This is a genomic window from Paraburkholderia sediminicola (genome assembly GCF_902859805.1).
GTDB lineage: Bacteria > Pseudomonadota > Gammaproteobacteria > Burkholderiales > Burkholderiaceae > Paraburkholderia > Paraburkholderia sediminicola.
Genome location: NZ_CADIKC010000002.1, coordinates 68,946 through 88,953 on the forward strand (window position 1 = coordinate 68,946; position 20,008 = coordinate 88,953).

General features: G+C 62.7%; 15 protein-coding genes. 9 read left to right on the top strand and 6 right to left on the bottom strand.

Going from position 1 to position 20,008, the window contains the following annotated elements:
• The first annotated feature begins 108 nt into the window (after positions 1-108).
• Together R8871_RS08880 and R8871_RS08885 are read left to right on the top strand one after the other, a co-directional pair.
• Positions 109-873, top strand: coding sequence for an IclR family transcriptional regulator (locus tag R8871_RS08880; RefSeq protein ID WP_097393753.1), 765 nt, complete (start codon positions 109-111; stop codon positions 871-873).
• A gap of 147 nt (positions 874-1,020) precedes the next feature.
• Positions 1,021-1,773: an IclR family transcriptional regulator gene (locus R8871_RS08885; RefSeq protein WP_074288001.1), complete on the top strand. Its 753-nt coding sequence runs from the start codon at positions 1,021-1,023 to the stop codon at positions 1,771-1,773.
• A 12-nt stretch (positions 1,774-1,785) separates the two neighbouring features.
• Here the strand turns inward: R8871_RS08885 and pdxR are convergent, their stop codons facing one another.
• Positions 1,786-3,312, bottom strand: a complete 1,527-nt coding sequence (gene pdxR / locus R8871_RS08890; RefSeq protein ID WP_175050096.1) for a MocR-like pyridoxine biosynthesis transcription factor PdxR — start codon at positions 3,310-3,312, stop codon at positions 1,786-1,788.
• Between the two features lie 355 nt (positions 3,313-3,667).
• Between pdxR and tauA the strand changes: the two genes are divergently transcribed.
• The 6 genes from tauA to pta all read left to right on the top strand — a co-directional run bounded on the left by tauA (position 3,668) and on the right by pta (position 11,168).
• Complete coding sequence (gene tauA / locus R8871_RS08895; RefSeq protein ID WP_246287545.1) at positions 3,668-4,669, top strand: taurine ABC transporter substrate-binding protein; 1,002 nt, start codon at positions 3,668-3,670, stop codon at positions 4,667-4,669.
• 32 nt (positions 4,670-4,701) lie between these two features.
• On the top strand, positions 4,702-5,517 hold the full coding sequence (locus tag R8871_RS08900) for a taurine ABC transporter ATP-binding protein (RefSeq protein WP_093632851.1): 816 nt from the start codon (positions 4,702-4,704) through the stop codon (positions 5,515-5,517).
• Positions 5,510-6,430 carry an ABC transporter permease subunit gene (locus R8871_RS08905; protein ID WP_175050098.1) on the top strand — a complete coding sequence of 307 codons (921 nt, stop codon included), beginning with the start codon at positions 5,510-5,512 and terminating at the stop codon, positions 6,428-6,430. The genes R8871_RS08900 and R8871_RS08905 overlap by 8 nt, the downstream gene beginning before the upstream one ends.
• A gap of 104 nt (positions 6,431-6,534) precedes the next feature.
• Positions 6,535-7,992 (top strand): phosphonoacetaldehyde dehydrogenase, encoded by a 1,458-nt coding sequence (gene phnY / locus R8871_RS08910; protein ID WP_175050099.1) that lies wholly within the window; start codon positions 6,535-6,537, stop codon positions 7,990-7,992.
• Positions 7,993-8,161: 169 nt separating this feature from the next.
• The gene (gene xsc, locus R8871_RS08915) at positions 8,162-9,964 is read left to right on the top strand and encodes a sulfoacetaldehyde acetyltransferase (RefSeq protein ID WP_175050100.1); all 1,803 of its coding nucleotides are present in this window, start codon (positions 8,162-8,164) and stop codon (positions 9,962-9,964) included.
• Positions 9,965-10,130: 166 nt separating this feature from the next.
• Positions 10,131-11,168 (top strand): phosphate acetyltransferase, encoded by a 1,038-nt coding sequence (pta, locus tag R8871_RS08920; protein ID WP_175050101.1) that lies wholly within the window; start codon positions 10,131-10,133, stop codon positions 11,166-11,168.
• Between the two features lie 38 nt (positions 11,169-11,206).
• On the opposite strand, the gene R8871_RS08925 is transcribed toward pta, so the two are convergent.
• From R8871_RS08925 to R8871_RS08940, 4 genes are all read right to left on the bottom strand, one after another.
• The gene (locus R8871_RS08925) at positions 11,207-12,949 is read right to left on the bottom strand and encodes a cobaltochelatase CobT-related protein (protein WP_175050102.1); all 1,743 of its coding nucleotides are present in this window, start codon (positions 12,947-12,949) and stop codon (positions 11,207-11,209) included.
• On the bottom strand, positions 12,949-13,938 hold the full coding sequence (locus tag R8871_RS08930; RefSeq protein ID WP_175050103.1) for an AAA family ATPase: 990 nt from the start codon (positions 13,936-13,938) through the stop codon (positions 12,949-12,951). The genes R8871_RS08925 and R8871_RS08930 overlap by 1 nt, the downstream gene beginning before the upstream one ends.
• A gap of 144 nt (positions 13,939-14,082) precedes the next feature.
• Positions 14,083-15,387, bottom strand: coding sequence for an MFS transporter (locus tag R8871_RS08935; RefSeq protein ID WP_175050104.1), 1,305 nt, complete (start codon positions 15,385-15,387; stop codon positions 14,083-14,085).
• Between the two features lie 206 nt (positions 15,388-15,593).
• A complete protein-coding gene (locus R8871_RS08940) occupies positions 15,594-17,255 on the bottom strand; it encodes a GMC family oxidoreductase (protein ID WP_175050105.1) in 1,662 nt (553 codons plus the stop codon).
• Between the two features lie 219 nt (positions 17,256-17,474).
• On the opposite strand from R8871_RS08940, the gene R8871_RS08945 reads away from it, so the two are divergent.
• On the top strand, positions 17,475-18,311 hold the full coding sequence (locus R8871_RS08945) for an IclR family transcriptional regulator (protein WP_175050106.1): 837 nt from the start codon (positions 17,475-17,477) through the stop codon (positions 18,309-18,311).
• A gap of 95 nt (positions 18,312-18,406) precedes the next feature.
• On the opposite strand, the gene R8871_RS08950 is transcribed toward R8871_RS08945, so the two are convergent.
• The gene (locus R8871_RS08950) at positions 18,407-19,834 is read right to left on the bottom strand and encodes an amino acid permease (RefSeq protein ID WP_175050107.1); all 1,428 of its coding nucleotides are present in this window, start codon (positions 19,832-19,834) and stop codon (positions 18,407-18,409) included.
• Positions 19,835-20,008: the final 174 nt, after the last annotated feature.

Consider the following 20,008-nt stretch of genomic DNA (forward strand, 5'->3'; position numbering starts at 1 on the left):
TGAGCGGGCCAGAATCGAAAAGTGCGAAATTCGGGACTTTCCATAGTCCCGAAAACTAAACAGACCGATGCACAATCCAACTTATAACTACGACATCGAGGAGACAGCGTGGCGACTTCGAATCAATCGAATGCTGCGGCCGTACGCGCATTTCGCGTACTCGAAACCCTGGCTGAGGCAAGCGGCCCGCTTTCCATGACGGATCTCGTCCATGCCCTCGAACTGCCCAAGCAGACCGTGCATCGCATTCTGGTGCAGTTGATGGATGCGTGGCTGGTCACGCGCAGCGCCGGCGACCGGCTGTATGAGTGCTCGCCGCGCGTGCGCATGCTGGCGGTCAATGTGCTGATGCATGCGGGCCCGGCCGCTGCCCGCCATGTCCTGCTTGAACAACTGGTGGCCAAAATTGGCGAAACCTGCAATCTGACGATGCTGGCCGGTAACGACGTGGTCTATGTAGACCGGGTGGAAACGGAGTGGCCGCTGCGCATGCACCTTCAACCCGGCTCGCATGTGCCGCTGCACTGCTCGGCAAGCGGCAAGCTGTTGCTCAGCTTTCTTCCCAAAGACCGGCGCGAACGGGTTATCGAAACCTTGCCGCTGCGCGCCTATTCCGAGCGGACGATTACTGACCGCGGCGAGTTACGCAAAGAACTGACCATCACGCGGCGGCGTCAGCTCGCGATCAACAACCAGGAACATTTGCAGGGACTCATCGCGATCGCGGTGCCGGTCATGCTGGATCGCAATCGCGCGTGCGCGGCCATCGCCGTCCAGGCGCCGGTCGGACGGGTCGTACTCGACGATCTGCTGGCCTTCCTGCCCGATCTGCGGCTGGCCGCGGAGGAAACCGCCAAGACATTCCGGCAGTAGCCGCCGAAATAGCCCGCCGCAGCGCATTCCGAAAAACGGGATGATCCGCGCTTGAATTACACGCAAAATCCTCCTCAATTCCGCGAAAGCCTCGGCCGACAAAGGCACACGGTACAATGACGCCGATCCATTTTCCGGAACGGCACCATGACTAAAGCGGATACTCCCACCCTGCGCGCGTTCGCCCTGCTGGAACATCTCGTCCGCGCCGAAGGTCCGGTGTCGCTAGCCGACATTGCCCAGGACGTCGACCTGCCGAAGGCTTCGCTGCATCGCATGCTGGCTTCGCTCGAGGCCGGTGGTCTCGTGATCCGCGAACCCGGGCAGAAGAATGCCTATGTAATCGGGCCGCGTCTCGCGCAACTCGGTCTTGGCGTCATGATGCACTCGGGTGCTCGCCGGTTGCGGCATGCGATCCTGTCGAATCTGGTTGCCGATCTCGGCGAAACCTGCAACCTCACGATGCTGCACGAAACCGAGGTGCTCTATCTCGACCGGCTCGAAGCGCCCTGGCCGTTGCGGCTCGATCTCAAGCCCGGCTCGCACGTACCGGCGCATTGCAGCGCGAGCGGCAAGCTGCTGCTCGCCATGCTGCCGCGCGAACAACGCAGCGCCCTCGTCCGCACGCTGAAGCTCGAACGCTTCACGCCGAACACCATCACCGACCCTGAACTGCTCGAAGCGGAACTCGATCGCACCGCGCACAAGCGCATCGCCATCGACAATGAGGAATTTGTCGCCGGTATTGCGTGTGTGGCTGCGCCGGTGATGGATGAGAACAACACCTGCATCGCGGCGATCGCCGTGCATGCGCCGGTCTCGCGGGCGCCGCTGTCGCGCGCCCTGGAGTTCGTCCCGCGCCTGCAGGAAGCCGCTCAGCAGCTCGCTAAAACGTTCTAGCGCGCCGCCGGCCTATTCCTCGGGCTGCTGCGCACGCACGAGCTCCGCGAGCAGGCGCACGCCCTCATCGATCTTTTCGAGCTTGATGGCCGAAAAGCCCATCCGGAAGCAGTGGTTCTGCTCCAGTCCGGTCATGAAGAAAACCCGTCCCAGCTCGATCAGGATGCCATGCGCCTGCGCGTCCGCCGCAAGCTGTGTCGCATCGAGCCACGGCGGCCCTTCGACCCAGCACGACGCGCCACCGCCAACCGGCAGATAGCGCGCCTCGGGAAGATGCGTGTCGAGCGCCGTCATCAGCGCCTGCGCGCGTTCCCGATAGGCGTGAGCAAGCCGTCGCAGCAGCGCATCGTGGTGCCCGAGCGCCAGAAAGGTGGCAAAGGCGCGCTGAATATAGGCGGCCGGGTGCCGCACCATCAGGCGCCGCAGCGCGCGCAATTCGCGGACCAGCTCACGCGGCCCGACGATATAACCGAGCCGCAACCCAGGCGCAAACGTCTTCGACAGACTGCCGATATAGATCACCCGGTCTGCGGTATCCAGGCTCTTCAATGCCGGATGCGGTGTGCCTGAGAAGTTGTTTTCGCTCTCGTAGTCGTCCTCGATCAAGACGAAGTCATGCGCCTGCGCCTGTTCCAGCAGCGCATGACGGCGCTCGATAGGCATGGTGGCCGTGGTCGGGCACTGATGACTCGGCGTCACATAGACGTAGTCGCATTGCGCGAGCAGGTCGGCGTCTTCGACCGGGCGCACGCCGCCGCTATCCACAGGCAGCGGTTGCAGCCGCGCATTGCGGTTCTCGAAGATATTGCGGGCATCCGGATAGCCGGGGTTTTCAAAGCCGATCGTGGTCCGCTCGCTCGCGAGCAGATCCGCGATCAGATAGAGCGCCTGCTGGCAGCCGATCGTCACGACGATTTCGTCCGGCATCGCAAACACGCCGCGCCGCGGCAGCACCCGCGTGCGGATCTGCTGGATCAACGACTCGTCGTCGCGCTCGATCAGGTCCGGCGCCCAGTTGCGAATCTCCATCACCGACAGCGCCTTCATGCAGCATTCGCGCCAGTCGTTGGTCGGAAACAGCGACTGGTCGAACTGCCCGTAGATAAAGGGGTATTCGTAACTCAGCCAGTTGCCCGGCTTGACGATATTGCGCTGCGAGGACGGCCGTCTTCTGACGCGCTGGTCCCAATCCGGCCTTGCAAGCGCCTCATTAGCCGCCTGTCCGGGGACCGTCTGCAGCGGCGCAAATTCGTGCCGCCCCTCGAGGATCGCCGGGTTGACGAAATGCCCGCTGCGCTCACGCGAAATCAGATAGCCCTCCTCAACCAGCTGCTGATAAGCCAGCACGACCGTGTTGCGAGCAACGCTCAACTGGTCGGCCAGCTCCCGGCTAGAGGGCAGCGCGTGATTCGGCAGCAGTTGGCCGTCCAGAATCGCAGCCACCAGCATCTGGCGAATCTGACCCTGGAGGCTCATGTTCGACTCGGGTGAGCGCTGGAACCGCTGGGTCCATAGGGCCACCGAGGTGCGACTTGCCATGCTTTCTCCTGATTTTTATAGGCGGAGCCCGCCCGCGCAAAGACGGACACCGGCATTGTGAACGCGCAAAAAAGCGGGAGCCAGCCAGCCCGGGCGGCTGCCGGCGAGATCGGTGCAACGGCCCACGCTGGTGCAAGGGTGTGGACTCAACGATCAGCCACGTCTGGCCCTAACCCGCAACATTTTTTACTGACGATACTCGCATCACCCCATTGCCGGCGATTGGGACAAGCCCCCGTCGGCGAAGGTTGGATTCACGTGTACTCGCGTGCCTGCACGGCCATTCTGGAGACCTACGATGAAAAGCGACAACCCCCAAAAGCTGTCCCGCTGGTTCGGCCATCTGACGCGCCGCATGACGGTAGCGGCATTCGCAGCACTCGCCTGCGTGGTGGCGCCAGCCAGCCACGCGCAGGACAAGGAGGTCACGATAGCCTATCAACAGATCGTCGACCCATGGGTCGTCGCGATCGCGAGCGGCTCCATCGAGAAGGACACGGGCTACAAGATCAACTGGCGCCAGTTCGAATCCGGCGCGAAGGTCGCGACCGCCATGGCCTCGGGCGACGTGAAGGTCGGCGTGATCGGTTCGAGCCCGCTCGCCGCCGCGGTCAGCCAGGGCCTCGACCTGCAACTCTTCTGGATTCTGGACAACATCAACCAGGCCGAAGCGATGGTCGTACGCAACGGCTCCGGCATCACCAAACCGGCCGATCTGAAGGGCAAGACGATCGGCGTGCCGTTCGTCTCGACGACGCACTATCACACCATGTTCGCGCTGCAGCATTGGGGCATCAATCCTTCTGACGTGAAGATCCTCAACATGCAGCCGAACCAGCTGGTCGCGGCGTGGGAGCGCGGCGATATCGACGCCGCCTACGTGTGGGACCCCGCGCTCGCGCAATTGAAGAAGAACGGCAAGGTCCTGATTACGTCCGGCGATCTCTCGAAGCTCGGCAAACCGACCTTCGACGGCATTGCTGTCGACCGCCAATGGGGCGAGGCGCATAAGGACTTCATGGCAAAACTCGTGAAAGCCATCGCCGATGCCGACGATCAATACCGCAAGAACACCGCGCAATGGAATGCCACTTCGCCGCAGGCCACGGCCATCGCCAAGATGATCGGCGGCTCGCCGGCCGACGTGCCGGAATCGCTCTCGCTCTACGCGTTTCCGACGCTCCAGGAGCAGGCCTCGTCGCAATGGCTGGGCGGCGGCAGTGCCGGCCGCGCGACCTTCGCGCTGAAGGACACGGCCAACTTCCTGAAGGATCAGAAGCAGATCAGCGCGGTGTTGCCCGATTACTCGAAGTTCGTGACCCCGGCTTACGCCGAAGCGGCAATGAAACTCAAATGACGTAGGCCGGTTCCGTCGAATCAGGAGGCAACATGGAAAGCATGAGAGTCAAGAATGTGAGCGTGGTCTTTCCGGGGCGCAAGGCCGGCCAGACGGTGCACGCGCTCGACAACATCAATCTGACGATCAACTCGGGCGACTTCGTCGTCGCGCTCGGTGCATCGGGTTGTGGCAAAACCACCCTGCTCTCGCTGATGGCGGGTTTCATCGCGCCGACCAGCGGCGAGTTGCTGCTCGGCGGTTCGCCGATCGCCGGACCCGGCGCCGACCGTGGTGTCGTGTTCCAGAAGCATGCCCTGTTGCCGTGGCTCAACGTGATCGACAACGCCGAGTTCGGTCTGAAGCTTCAGGGCGTGCCGAAAGCGCAGCGGCGCGACATCGCCGCGCGCAATCTGGCGCTGGTCGGCTTGCAGGACTTTCACAAGCACATGATCTATCAGCTTTCCGGCGGGATGCAGCAGCGTGTGGGCATCGCCCGTGCGCTGACCTGCGACCCCGCCATGCTGCTGATGGACGAGCCGATGGCCGCGCTCGACGCGCTGACCCGCGAAACCATTCAGGAGCTGCTGCTCGACGTCTGGACGAAAACCAGCAAGATGTTCTTCTTCATTACGCACAGCGTGGAGGAGGCACTCTTTCTTGCCAGCCACCTGATCGTGATGTCGCCACGCCCCGGGCGCATTACGCATACCTACGAGCTGGATTTCAATCGACGCTTTCTGGAGACGCGCGACGCGCGCGCCATCAAGTCGAGCCCCGATTTCATCGAAATGCGCGAACGCGTGCTCAGTATCATTTACGGCGACGAGAAAATGCACGCCGCCGAAGCCGAGGTGACACATGTTTAGTTCAAAACGGGCCCATGCATTGGCGCACGGCCAGCAAGCCTCGCTCGGATCCGACACGCCGATGGAGCCACCGCGCACACCCGGCCGGCGTCCACGACTGCTCGCCAAGAAACCCGCGCGGCCGGGCGACACCTTCGGCGTGCCCGGCCAGGGCAGCAGTGCCGTCACCAGTCTTATCACGGTCGCCCTGTTCATCGGACTATGGTTTGTCGCGACTAACCTGCACTGGATCAAGCCGCTCTTTCTGCCGTCGCCGCAAGCGGTGTACGCAAAGTTCATCTACGTCGCTACCGAAGGCTTCGCCAACTCCACGCTCGCGCAGCATACCGGCATCAGCTTGCTGCGCGTGTTCGGCGCCTTCGCGCTCGCCTGCGTGACCGCGATTCCCATCGGCGTGATGATGGGCGTCTCGCGCTTTGCGCGCGGCATTTTCGATCCGCCTATCGAGTTCTACCGGCCGCTTCCGCCGCTCGCCTATTTGCCGCTCATCATCATCTGGTTCGGCATCGGCGAATTCTCCAAAGTCTTTCTCATCTATCTGGCCATCTTCGCGCCGCTCGCCATCGCAGCGCGCTCCGGCGTGCGGTCCGTGTCGATCGAGCAGATTCATGCGGCTTATTCGATGGGCGCCTCGCGCACACAGGTGGTGTTGTATGTGATTCTGAAATCCGCGTTGCCGGAGATTTTCACGGGTATGCGGATCGGCATCGGTGTCGGCTGGACGACGCTCGTCGCCGCGGAAATGGTGGCGTCGACCAGCGGTCTCGGCTTCATGGTGCTCAACGCCGCGGAATTTCTTGCGAGCGACGTGGTGATCATGGGCATCATCGTCATCGGCTTCTTTGCTTTGTGTTTCGACCTGTTGATGCGTCACCTCGAACGCGTGCTGGTGCCGTGGAAAGGCCGGGTTTAAATGTAGAAGACGGGCGTGGACTCAGCGATTGGCAGCGGCTGGCACTACTGCGATGACGGTGCCCTCCGCAATACTTCAGCTGTCTGTTATCGCTGGAGAGCAGTATGAATTCGATCGCGAAAGTCTGGCCGTCGCCGCAGGTTCGTCATGAAGCGCTGCGCATTGGCGGAGAAGAAATCCGGCGTGCGGAGATCATCGAAGTTTTTAATCCCTACAACGGTGAACTGGTCGGCACGGTGCCCAACGCGACGGTGGCCGACGTACAGCGCGCCTTTGCCTGGGCACACCAGTATCGTGCACGGCTGACGCGCTACGAGCGCTCACAGATCCTGCTGCGCGCGGCGGACATGGTCCGTCGGCGTACTGAAGAAATTGCCGATCTGATCACCGCCGAGTCCGGTCTGTGCAAGAAAGACTCGCTGTACGAGGCGGGCCGCGTGGCCGACGTGATGACGTTCGGCGCCAATGAGGCGCTCAAAGACGACGGTCAGGTGTTTTCCTGCGATCTCACGCCGCACGGCAAGAAGCGCCGCGTCTACACCCAGCGCGATCCCCTCCTCGGCGTCATCTCCGCGATCACCCCGTTCAACCATCCGATGAATCAGGTTGCGCACAAAATCGTGCCTTCCATCGCGACCAACAACCGTATCGTCGTCAAACCCTCCGAGAAGGTGCCGCTCTCCACCTACCTGCTCGCGGATATCTTCTACGCGGCCGGCCTGCCGCAGGAAATGCTGCAGGTCATCACCGGCGACCCCAAAGAAATCGCCGACGAACTGATCACGAACGAGCACGTCGATCTGATCACCTTCACGGGCGGCGTGCAGATCGGCAAATACATCGCCAGCAAGATGGGTTATCGGCGCGCGGTGCTCGAACTCGGCGGCAACGATCCGATCATCGTGATGGAAGACGCCGACCTGGAAGAAGCCAGCACGCTCGCCGTCTCCGGTTCGTACAAGAACTCCGGCCAGCGTTGTACTGCGGTGAAGCGCATTCTGGTGCACGAGGCGGTGGCCGACCGCTTCGTTGAACTGCTCGTGGAGAAGACCCGCGCCATACGTTACGGCGACCCCACCGATCCGGCGACCGATATGGGCACCGTCATCGACGAGGCCGCAGCGAAGTTCTTCGAAGCTCAGGTGAACGATGCGATCGGCCGCGGTGCGAAGCTTCTGGTGGGCAATCGCCGCGAAGGCGCGCTGTATTCGCCCACCGTGGTCGATCACGTCACCCCGGACATGCCGCTCGTCAAATACGAAACCTTCGGACCCGTGTCGCCGGTGATCCGCTTTCGCGATATCGACGACGCGATCCGGATTTCCAACTCGACCGACTACGGTCTCTCGTCTTCGGTCTGCACGAATCGCCTCGATTACATCACGCGCTTTATCGCCGAACTGCAGGTGGGCAGCGTGAACGTGCGCGAGGTGCCCGGTTACCGGCTCGAGTTGACGCCGTTCGGCGGCATCAAGGATTCGGGTCTTGGCTACAAGGAAGGCGTCCAGGAAGCGATGAAAAGCTTCACCAACGTGAAGACCTATTCGCTGCCCTGGGATTGAGCCGTTCTCCCCGCATTTCGCCCCGCATCATATTCTTCAATTTTCGAGACAAATTGTACCGTTTATCTCGAATCACCTATTGACCATCACAGGTGCATGCTCTACATTTTAGGTAAGCACTTTTCGGAACAAATTGTTCCGGTTTCATTAAACATCGGAGACAGCCCTCATGAGCGATCACACCCCCGTCAGCGGCCCGCAGGCCATGACCCCGTCAGAAGCTTTTGTCGAAACCCTGGCCGCGAACGGCGTGACCGATATGTTCGGCATCATGGGCTCGGCGTTCATGGACGCCATGGACATCTTCGCGCCCGCCGGCATCCGTCTCATCCCTGTGGTGCATGAACAAGGCGCCGGCCATATGGCCGACGGCTATGCCCGCGTGTCGGGCCGCCATGGCGTGGTGATCGGCCAGAACGGCCCGGGCATCAGCAATTGCGTGACCGCCATCGCCGCGGCCTATTGGGCGCACAGCCCCGTGGTCATGATCACGCCCGAGGCGGGCACCATGGGCATCGGTCTGGGCGGCTTCCAGGAAGCGAAGCAACTCCCCATGTTCCAGGAGTTCACCAAGTATCAGGGTCACGTCACCCATCCCGCGCGCATGGCTGAATTCACCGGCCGCTGCTTCGACCGCGCGCTGGCCGAGATGGGCCCGACCCAACTCAACATTCCGCGCGATTATTTCTACGGCCAGATCAAGGCCGAGATTCCGCAACCGCAGCGCCTCGACCGCGGCCCCGGCGGCGATCAGCGCCTGAACGAAGCGGCTGAACTGCTCGCCCAGGCCAAATTCCCCGTCATCATTTCCGGCGGCGGCGTGGTGATGGCCGATGCGATCGAGGAATGCAAGGCGCTCGCCGAGCGTCTGGGCGCACCCGTCGTCAACAGCTACCTGCACAACGACTCGTTCCCTGCCGATCATCCGCTGTGGTGCGGCCCGCTCGGCTATCAAGGCTCCAAGGCCGCGATGAAACTGATCCAGCGTGCCGACGTGGTGATCGCGCTCGGTTCGCGTCTGGGACCGTTCGGCACGCTGCCGCAACACGGCATGGACTACTGGCCGCAGAACGCCAGGATTATCCAGATCGACGCCGACCACAAGATGCTCGGCCTCGTGAAGAAGATCTCTGTGGGCATCTGCGGCGACGCCAAGGCTGCCGCAGTTGCGCTGACGCAGCGCCTTGAAGGCCGTACCCTCGTGTGCGACGCCTCGCGTGAAGAGCGCGCCGGCGAGATCGCCGCGGAGAAGGCCGCATGGGAGAAGGAACTCGACGGCTGGACCCACGAACGCGACCCCTACAGCCTGGACATGATCGAGGAGCAGAAAGACGAGCGCACGCCCGGCGGCGGCAACTATCTGCACCCGCGCCAGGTCTTGCGCGAGCTTGAAAAGGCCATGCCGGACGACGTAATGGTCTCCACCGACATCGGCAACATCAACTCGGTGGCCAACAGCTACCTGCGCTTCAAAAAGCCGCGCAGCTTCTTCGCCGCGATGAGCTGGGGCAATTGCGGCTACGCTTTCCCCACCATCATCGGCGCCAAGGTTGCCGCACCGCATCGCCCCGCTGTCTCTTACGCCGGCGACGGCGCATGGGGCATGAGCCTGATGGAAACCATGACCTGCGTGCGTCACAACATTCCGGTCACGGCGGTGGTCTTCCACAACCGGCAATGGGGCGCCGAGAAGAAGAACCAGGTCGACTTCTACAACCGCCGCTTCGTCGCCGGTGAACTCGACAACCAGAGCTTCGCGGGCGTCGCGCGTGCGATGGGCGCCGAGGGCGTCACAGTGGACCGGCTCGAGGACGTCGGCCCGGCGTTGAAGCGTGCGATCGATGCGCAGATGAACCACGGCAAGACCACCATCATCGAGATCATGTGCACGCGCGAACTCGGCGATCCGTTCCGCCGTGATGCGCTGGCCAAGCCGGTGCGCCTGCTCGATAAGTACAAGGACTATGTCTGACCGGTCCGTTGGTTGAAGGTCCGGGCGCTGGGGTATTTCTCCTTGCGCCCGGCGGGCCGGAAACGGGATGTCTTTTGCCGTTTCCGGCTTCTTTGTTTGACATCTGCAGTTTGCCGTTTGCCGCTTGCTGTCTTCGTTTCCCCAACCGTGACTGCCGCCCAGTGCCATGAAAGCCATCAACCGCATCATCGAACGCGCCCGCTCCTCGCCGAGACGCATCGTGCTCTGCGAAGCGGAAGACCCCCGCATGCTGGAGGCCGCGCAACGCGCCACGCGTGAAGGCATCGCCCGCATCGTGCTGGTCGGTCCGAGTGCGCGCATCCGCGCGGCCGCTGCCGGGCAAAACGTCGACCTGTCGGACATGGAGCTGGTGGATCCCGCGACCTCGCCGCTTGCGTCCTCGTTTGCCGAAGCGCTTTTCACACTGCGCAGCAAGAAAGGCATGACGCCGGATGAAGCCACGCAGGATATCCTCAACCCCCTCTGCTTCGCCAACCTGATGGTGCGGCTCGGTCACGCCGACGGATCGGTGGCAGGCTCAGTGCACACCACCGCCGACGTGGTCCGCACCGCCATCCAGATCATCGGCATCCATCCGTCCTTCAAGCTCGTGTCGAGTTTTTTTCTGATGATGCTGTGCGAGCCCTTCCACACGCTCAAAGGCGGCCTGATCTTCTCCGACTGCGGACTGGTGGTGGACCCGGACGCCGGCGAACTGGCCCAGATTGCAATGGCGGCGGCCGACAGCGCGCAAAGCCTGCTGATGGAGGAGCCGCGCGTGGCCATGCTGTCATTTTCGACCAGCGGCAGCGCCCGGCACGCGGCAGTCGACAAAGTCGTGGAAGCAACGCGCCAGGTGAGGGAACAGCGTCCGCATCTCGCGATCGACGGCGACGTGCAACTGGACGCGGCACTCGTCTCCGAGATCGCCATGCGCAAGATCGAGCACTCGCAGGTGCAAGGACATGCCAACGTGCTGATTTTCCCGAGTCTCGAGGCCGGCAATATCGGCTACAAGCTGGCTGAACGGATCGGCGATGCGAAGGCAATCGGCCCCTTGCTGCAGGGTCTGAAAAAACCGGCCAACGATCTTTCGCGCGGCTGCAGCGCGGACGATATCTACTACGTGATCGCCGTGACCGCCGTGCAGGCGCAAACCGCAGAGGCACCGCTGGACGCACACACCACGCCGCTCGCGTCGTGACCCACCCGGGGATAGGCCGCGTGAGCGATCACCAGCGGTCACCGCCTGCCGCCCGTTCCGCGTGTACCGATCCAACCCACGATCTCCCCGAACAGCTTCATGTCGGGCGGCACGGATAGGTCCACCGCCAGACAACGGCGGTAATACGGACTGAGATCCAGCCCGACGCCCAGGCCTAGCACCTCCACATCGCGCGAGGCATCATGGCGCGCCACGACGGCCTTGAGATGGTTGTCGAGATAGAAGGCGTCGTTGGCCTGGCCCGTCGCGCTGTCCATGGGGCTGCCATCCGAGATCACGATCAGCATCCGTCGCGCCTCAGGACGGGCAACGAGACGCGCGCAGGCCCAGTCGACCGCTTCGCCATCCACGCCCTCGCGAAACAGGTCCGCCTTGAAGAGCGCGGCAATATCGGCGCGGGCGCGTCGCCAGCTCTGGTCGGCGTTTTTGAACACCAGATGAGACAGTTCATTGAGCCGCCCCGGATGAGACGGGCGGCCCTGCGCCAGCCAGTCGAGACGGGCGCGGCCGCCGTTCCAGGCGCCGGTGGTGAAGCCCAGCACCTCGGTAGTGACACCGGCCTGGTCGAGCGCGCGCGTGAGGATGTCCACCATGATCGCCACCGGTTCGATATGCGCTTTCATCGAGCCCGAGCAATCGATCAGAAAGCCGACAACGCAGTCGGCCACGAGCGTGTTTCGTTCCAGCCGGAACAGACGCCGCTCAGCGGGAGAACTAACGAGTTGGGCGAGACGCCGTCCGTCGATGCGGCCATGCTCTTCACCGAACGACCAGCCATCGCGTTGCGGAATCGCCAGCGCCGCCTTCAGCACGTGCGCGAGCCGCGCCACGTTGATGCCCTGTGCAGCCACACGTTCGTCGAGCCGCTCGCGAAACTCACTGAGCAAGGCTTTGCGGACGAGCGCGCCTGGCGCAATCTCGCGGTCGTAGCGCGTGGTATAGGCCCGATAACCTTGCTCCGAGGCCTCGAGCACGCGGCTTCTGCCGGTGAGGGCAACGGCCATGTCCTTGTACTCGTCGTCCTCGACGTCGAACCAGAGCGAGAACGCTGTGCGCGGGGCTTTGTCGTCGTTCTCCTGCGGGTCATCTTGCGCATCGTCCAGCGCCTCGGCGCGGGCGCTTCGGATCATCTCAGCCACCCGCCTCGCCAGTTCGAGCGCATGGACAGCGAACGCGCCCTGCTCCTGCCGATGCCGGCGCAAACCTGCCAGCGGGACGCCCAGCACCGGCGCGACCGCCGCGCGCGTGGCTTCGATCAGACCCTCGGTCTGTTCAAGCACAGGCCAGCCCGTCAGGCGCGACCACGCCATCTGCGCCACGGTGTACAGGAGGATGCCGAGGTGGTCTTCGGCGAGTCCGGAGCGATAGAAAGCCAGCGACCATGCCTCGAAACGATCGCGCAGATTCTGCACCAGGCCCGGCATGCCAGGTGGCGTCTGTGTTTCGCACCGGAGTTGCTCGAGCAGTTCGAATACCAGCCGCTCAACGCGGTCCGTCGGGCATAGACGGCTGTGCAGCGCCGCATCGGAGTGCATGAGTCGCAAGGCCGCGCCGTCGGCCGCGCCACGCAGGGACGCGAAATCGTCCTGCTGCGGATCGGTGCGCAGATGCGGCGCGTGCAAGGGCAAAGGCCGCAGGTCGCGGCACAAACGGCCTTCGCGGTAATGCAACGCGGCGTCGCCTGTGAGCGCACGCACGGTCGCGGCGCACAGGGCCTCGCGCTGCTCAGCGCGCAGCGTCGCTTGCCTGTCCGACGTCATCAGCGGCTGCCTGCAACGTGGTCTTCAACCTTGGCCGCGGCCTCGAGTTCAGTACCAAAGCAGCGCTGGAAATACTCGGCCACGATCGAACGCTCGGCTTCATCGCACTTGTTCAGGAAGGTCAGACGAAACGCCATAGCAGGATCACGGAAAATCTGGCAGTTCTCCGCCCAGTTGATCACCGTGCGCGGCGACATCAGCGTCGACAGGTCGCCGCTCGCAAAGCCCTTGCGGGTCAGTTCCGCCACGCTCACCATCGATTCGATCAGCGCGCGTCCCGCCTCGTCAGCAAGCTCCGGTACGCGTGCAAGCACGATGCCGGCCTCTTCCGCGCGCGGCAGATAGTTGAGCGTGGCCACCACGTTCCAGCGATCCATCTGCGCGTGATTCAGCACCTGCGTGCCGTGATACAAACCGTTCAGATTGCCCAGTCCCACCGTATTGGTGGTGGCGAACATGCGGAAATACGGATGCGGATGAATCACGCGATTCTGGTCGAGCAACGTGAACTTGCCGTCGCGCTCGAGAATGCGCTGGATCACGAACATCACGTCCGGACGCCCCGCATCGTATTCATCGAAGATCAGGGCGACCGGGCGCTGCAAGGCCCATGGCACGATCCCCTCCTGAAACTCGGTAACCTGCAGATCGTCGCGCACCACGATCGCATCTTTACCGACCAGATCGAGGCGGCTGATATGGCCATCGAGATTGACACGCACGCACGGCCAGTTGAGACGGGCCGCAACCTGTTCGATGTGCGTCGACTTCCCGGTACCGTGCAAGCCCTGCACCATCACCCGGCGGTCACGGCTGAAGCCGGCCAGAATCGCCAGCGTCACTTCCGGATTGAAGCGGTAGACCTCGTCGATCTCCGGCACGTGGTCGTCGCGCTCGCTGAAAGCGGGCACCATCAGGCTGGAATCGATGCCGAAAACGGTTCGTACCGCGACCATTCTGTCGGGTTTGCCAGTCACGATATCAGTCACTTCTTTCTCCTCCCCGCTGCGGGGATGTTCGTTCGGCGCCGCCGGATGATGTTAATTTTCGGTACGTTTTGTTCCGTTTAATTATAAACAGAATCCCACGTCCTGGGCGGCGCTTCGCCCACATCAAACCGGCAGGCCGCGCCGTCAACGCACGGCCGCCATCTCGTCGAAGGGTTTCGGGCGTCGTTCCATCGCTCGCGCCGCCCATGCCGAAAGCAGCGCGGACAGAATCACGTAGCCGCAGACGTACCAGGGCTTGCCGCCATCGAGGCGCAGCAGTGCCGTCGCGATGATCGGCGTGAGGCCGCTCGCGAAGATGCCAGAGAACTGATACACGAACGAGATGCCCGTATAGCGCACCTCCGGATCGAACAGCTCGGCAAAAAGCGCGGCTTCCGGACCGTAGACCATCGCGTAGAAGATACCGAACGGGATCACCACGCCGAGCCAGACGCCCAGCGTATTGCCCGACTGCGTCTCCATCAGCCAGAACGCCGGCAGCACCGAGGCGCCGCAAATCAGCGAGCCCCAGCGATACACGCGCGCACGTCCCATCAGGTCCGACATCCGGCCGAAGAAAGGGATGAAGAAGCACATCACCATCGCCGCGATCATCACGCCGGTGAGCGCTTCCGTGCGGCTCATCGAAAGACGTTGCGTGAGGTAGCCGATCATGAACACCGCGAAGATGTTGAAGAACACCCCGTCGATCCAGCGCGCACCCATGCCGAGCAGCACCGAACTGCGGTAGCGCGTGATCATGTCGACGAACGGAATTTTCACGTCGCGGCGGTTGCGCTTGAGCGCGAGAAACTCGGGCGTCTCCATCACCTTGAGCCGGATGTAGAGACCGAGCACCACGAGCAGCAACGAAGCGCCAAACGCGACCCGCCAACCCCACGAAAGAAACGCCGCTTCCGGCAGCAGGTGGGAGATGCCCGCGACGATGCCCGACGCGAGGCACAAGCCGATCGACAGACCGATCTGCGGCAAGCTCGCGTACAGACCACGCCGGTTCGGCGGCGCATATTCGTAGGCCATCAGCACCGCGCCGCCCCACTCGCCTCCAAGCCCGATGCCCTGCAACACGCGCAGGAAGAGCAACAGAATCGGTGCCCAGATGCCGATCTGATCGAAGGTCGGCACGAAGGCAACCCCTGCCGTCGAAACCCCCATGATGATCAGCGTGCAGATCAATGCGGACTTGCGTCCGACCTTGTCGCCGAAGTGTCCGAAGATCACGCCGCCGAGCGGCCGCGTGATGAAGCCGACGGCGAACGTGCCGTAGGCCAGCATCGTCGAGACGAGCGGATCGTGAGCGGGAAAGTAAAGCTTGTTGAACACAATGCCCGCGACCACGCCGTACAGAAAAAAGTCATACCATTCGACCGTCGCGCCGATCACGCTTGCGAATGCAACGCGGCGGATAACCCGCATATCGATTGCCATAGCGCCTCCTCCAATGGATGGCCGCGTGCCGTCCCGGCAACGCAGCACATTTGAGCCCCCGTCTGTCTCCTCCTGGGGCACGAATTCCGCCGCCTGCACGCTGCTTTTATCGACTTCGGATGCAGCGGGTCAGGTAGCGATCGTTTTACTTCTTGCGGCCACTTCGCTTCGTTGTTTCTGTTTCTGCTTTTACGCCCGTTATTGCCTCAATATTGCGCTTCCATGCTCCGCGATTGCACTTGCCCAGCCGGAAGGTCGCCGGCGCGGGCATCCTCCAGAATCATGCTGGACGCCTTCTCGGCGACCATCACGATCGGTACGTTGGTATTGCCGGAGACCAGCGTCGGCATGATCGAACAATCGACCACCCGCAAGCCTTGCGTGCCATACACACGCAATCGTTCGTCGACCACCGCGCCCGGATCGCTCGCGACGCCCATCTTCGCGGTACCCGACGGATGAAAAATCGTCTGACCGTATTCGCGGCAGAAGTGCAGCAACTCGTCGTCGCTTTGTGCTTCCCCGCCAGGCCGCACTTCGCGTTTCATCAGCGATGCCATGGGCTCCGTGGCGGCGACGCGGCGCGCGAAACGCACACCCGCGACGGTCGTGCGGCGGTCGAGATCGGTTGCCAGATAATTCGGCTGGATCGACGGAGCGTCGCGCATGTCGCTCGTGCGGATCCGCACGCTTCCGCGCGACTCCGGCCGCAACTGGCAGATCGAATAGGTACAGCCGGGAAACGCGTGGACGTCGCCGCCCGCGGTGTCGGCTGAGAGCGTGGAAAAGTGGAACTGGATGTCGGGCGTTTTCGCCTCATCCGGCAACGCGCGGCAGAACATGCCGCCCTGGTTGATGCCGACAGACAATGGCCCCTCGCGAAACAGCGCCCATTGCAGTCCCATCTTCGCGCGGCCCGTCCAGGAATGCAGCAGGTCGTTTGTTGTAATCGGCCGCGTTACTTCATAGGTCAGACGAACTTGCAGATGGTCCTGCAGGTTCTCGCCGACACCGGCTCGATTGGCGACCACGGGAATACCCAGCTCATTGAGCAATCTGGCCGGCCCAACGCCTGACACCTGCAACAATTGCGGCGATTGCAGCGCGCCTGCGGTCAGCACCACCTCGCGGTGCGCACGCACTTCGTGAACCTTGCCGTGCTGCACATAGCGAACACCCGTGGCGCGGGTGCCTTCGAAAAGAATCTTCGACGCCAGCGCGTCGGTCTCGATCTGCAGATTCGGACGGCTGCGCGCGGGTTTGAGATATGCGACGGCCGTCGAACAACGCCAGCCACGCCGCGTGGTCAGCTGGTAATAGCCGACGCCCTCCTGATCGCCCCGATTGAAGTCGTCGACCGTTGGGACGCCCAGGCGATTCGACGCTGCAATAAATGCGTCAACGAGTTCGTGGCGCTGCTTGATCGTTGAGGCCCACAACGGACCATCCACGCCACGCGTAGGTGACTCGCCCAGTTCGTTGTGTTCGAGCCGCCGGAAGTAAGGCAGGCACTCTTTCCAGCTCCAGCCGCGATTGCCGAGCGCGGCCCAGTGGTCGTAATCCTCTTTCTGACCGCGAATGTAGATCAGCCCGTTGATGGAACTGGAGCCGCCCAGCGTGCGCCCGCGCGGCCAGTAAAGCTTGCGGTCGTGCATGTTCGGATCCGGGTCGGTGTAAAAGCCCCAGTTGTAGACCGGATGGAACATGGTCTTGCCGTAACCGATCGGGATATGGATCCACAGAAAGCGGTCGGGCGGCCCGGCTTCGAGCAGGCAGACCGAGTAGCGGCCATTCTCGGAGAGGCGGTTGGCCAGTACACAGCCGGCCGATCCCGCGCCGACGACCACGTAGTCGAAACTCCGTACCATTGATGTCTCCGTGTTACTGCCTTTGTTTTTAAAACCGGATCATTTCGTCCCAATTTATTGGATGGCAGTTTCGACTTCAAGCAAATCCGGTTACGATTGAATAATCCGGTACGAAAACCGACTTTTTCGTTTCACTATTCACTCTGTCCGCGCGCGTTCATCCGGGTTGTCACTGATCCGCTCGGGCTGCATTTATCGTCATCCGCTTCGGGAAGGACAATGAGAGACACCACGCATCTCCCCTCACCCGCTCACGAACCCGCCGACGACACCCGCGTCCTGCGCGCGCTCAGCGTGCTGGAGCAACTTGCGTCCGCCGGACAACCGTCGTCACTCTCCCAGTTGTCCTCACGTCTGCAGATTCCGAAGGCGACCCTGATGCGGCTGATCGAGTCGCTCGAAGCACGCGGTTACGTCACGCACATGCCGGACTCGCGCGGCGCCGATCGCGCGATTGCGCTTGGGCCGCGCGCCGCGCAGCTCGCCCTCACCACGCTCGCAAACAGCACGTTTACGCGTGCGTGCCGTTCGCTGCTGCGCACGCTCGTGGAGTCGCTCGGCGAGACCTGCAATCTCACCGTGCTCGACGGCGATACCGTGCTGTACGTCGAGCGAGTCGAAACGAGTGAACCTTTGCGTCTGCATATGCAACCGGGCACGCGCGTCCCGCTGCATTGCACGGCCAGCGGCAAGCTGTTTCTTTCGCAGATGAGTTCGGCCGAGCGCGCACTTGTCATCCGGCGCTTGCCGCTCAAATCGATGACGTATCGCACCCTGACCGATATCGATCTGCTGGAAGCGGAACTCGACCGCCTCGCCATGCGCGGCATCGGCGTCGACAACGAGGAGTTCGTGCGCGGGATGGTGGCGGTCGCGGTGCCGGTGCGCAATGTCGAGGATGGCCGCGTGCTCGCGGCGCTGGCCGTTCATTCGCCCACAGCGCGTTCCAGCCTGGAGGATCTGCTAAAAGCGGTGCCGAAGCTCAAGGAGATCGCCGTGCGCATTGGACCGCTGCTTCAGCCTGCTGCTGCGGCAACGGTGGCCGCAACGAAGTAGCAACGCAGCGGCCCCCAACCTTTCATTAGCGGAGCGCGGCGGCGATCGTGAACGACCCGCCGCCGCACATCAAACAGCCCCCTTCTGGACAGGCCTCAATGAGTACGCGGCCGATAGTCCACGAATTCCGGTTCAGTTGACGTTACGGCGCTTTTTCGGGCCCGCCATACATACGCCACGAGCAACACCCCGAGACTCACCACCCCGAGCCACAGAGGCGTACGCTGGTCCGGTATGAACGCCATCGCTACCAGAATGCCAACCATGCCGACAATCGCGAAACAGGTCAGATACGGATAGCACCACATCCTCACGCGCAGCATCTCCGGCGCCTCGCGCTCGAGCCGGGCGCGCAGCTTCAGTTGCGACACGGCGATCAGCACGTAGACGAATATGGCCACTGTGCCGTACGAATTGACAAGGAATGCGAACACGGTATCGGGCGATACGTAAGACATGACCACCGACACATAGCCGAACAAGGTGCCGATCAGAATCGCGCGAACGGGAACGCCGCGGCGATTGACCTTGGCAAGCGCGGCAGGCGCATCGCCGTGGCGGGTCAGCGCAAACATCATCCGCGATGCGGCGTAAAGGCCGGAATTGAGCGCGGACAGCACCGCAGTCAACACGATGGCGTTCATGACATTGGCGGCGGCCGGGATGCCCATTGCACTGAGTGCGCTCACATACGGTGTCGCCATTTTCGGCGAGTCCCACGGCACCAGCGCTACGACGAGCAGAATCGAGCCGACATAGAAAATCAGCACGCGGGTGATCACCGAATTGGTGGCTTTGGCGACGGCCTTGACCGGCTCATGCGCTTCGGCCGCGGCAATCGTGACGATCTCGGCGCCAAAATAAAAACCGGTCGCCGCGACGGCGCCGCTCAGCACCGGCCCGATGCCCTTCGGCATCAACCCGCCGTGCGACAGCAGTGTCGGCATCACCGAGGTGGTGTGCATCGAAGCGGGCCACAGACCCAGCACGTAGAGCGCGCCGAGGAACAGGAACACGACGATCGCCGCCACCTTGATGGACGCGAACCAGAACTCGAACTCCCCGTAGCTGCCCACCGAGATCAGGTTGGTCGCGGTCAACACGACCAGCAGCACGAGACTGATCGCCCACGCCGGCGTATCCGGCAGCCAGAATTGAACCAGTTTCGCGCCGGCCACCGCCTCGACGGCCACGACGATCACCCAGAAATACCAGTACATCCAGCCGGTCAGAAAGCCGGCCAGTTTGCCCGGCCCGCGCTTGCCGGCAAAGGCGAGTCGCGCGTATTCGTAAAACGAACCCACCGCCGGCATGGCGCACGCCATTTCTCCGAGCATTCGCATAACGAGCACGATCAGGCCACCGGTAATCAGAAACGACAGTACCGCAGCCGGCCCTGCCTGCTGGACCACAACGCCGCTGCCGACAAACAGCCCCGCGCCAATCACGCCGCCTAGCGCGATCATGGTCATGTGGCGCTCCTTGAGGCCGGTCTTCAGTTCACTCTTGTTCGATACCTGCATGTCACCTCCACATCCTGTTGATGACGGCGCCGGTCGTGCGGGGTGCGAAGCTGCGCGCGTTCCCGGAACCTGAGCGCCGTCAATTCGGATCGAGCGAGGACGCTTGCGCGTTTCGCTGCATCGTGTCTTTTCTTATGATTTAACGCGCAGACCTGTCTGGCTGCGCAACGCCGT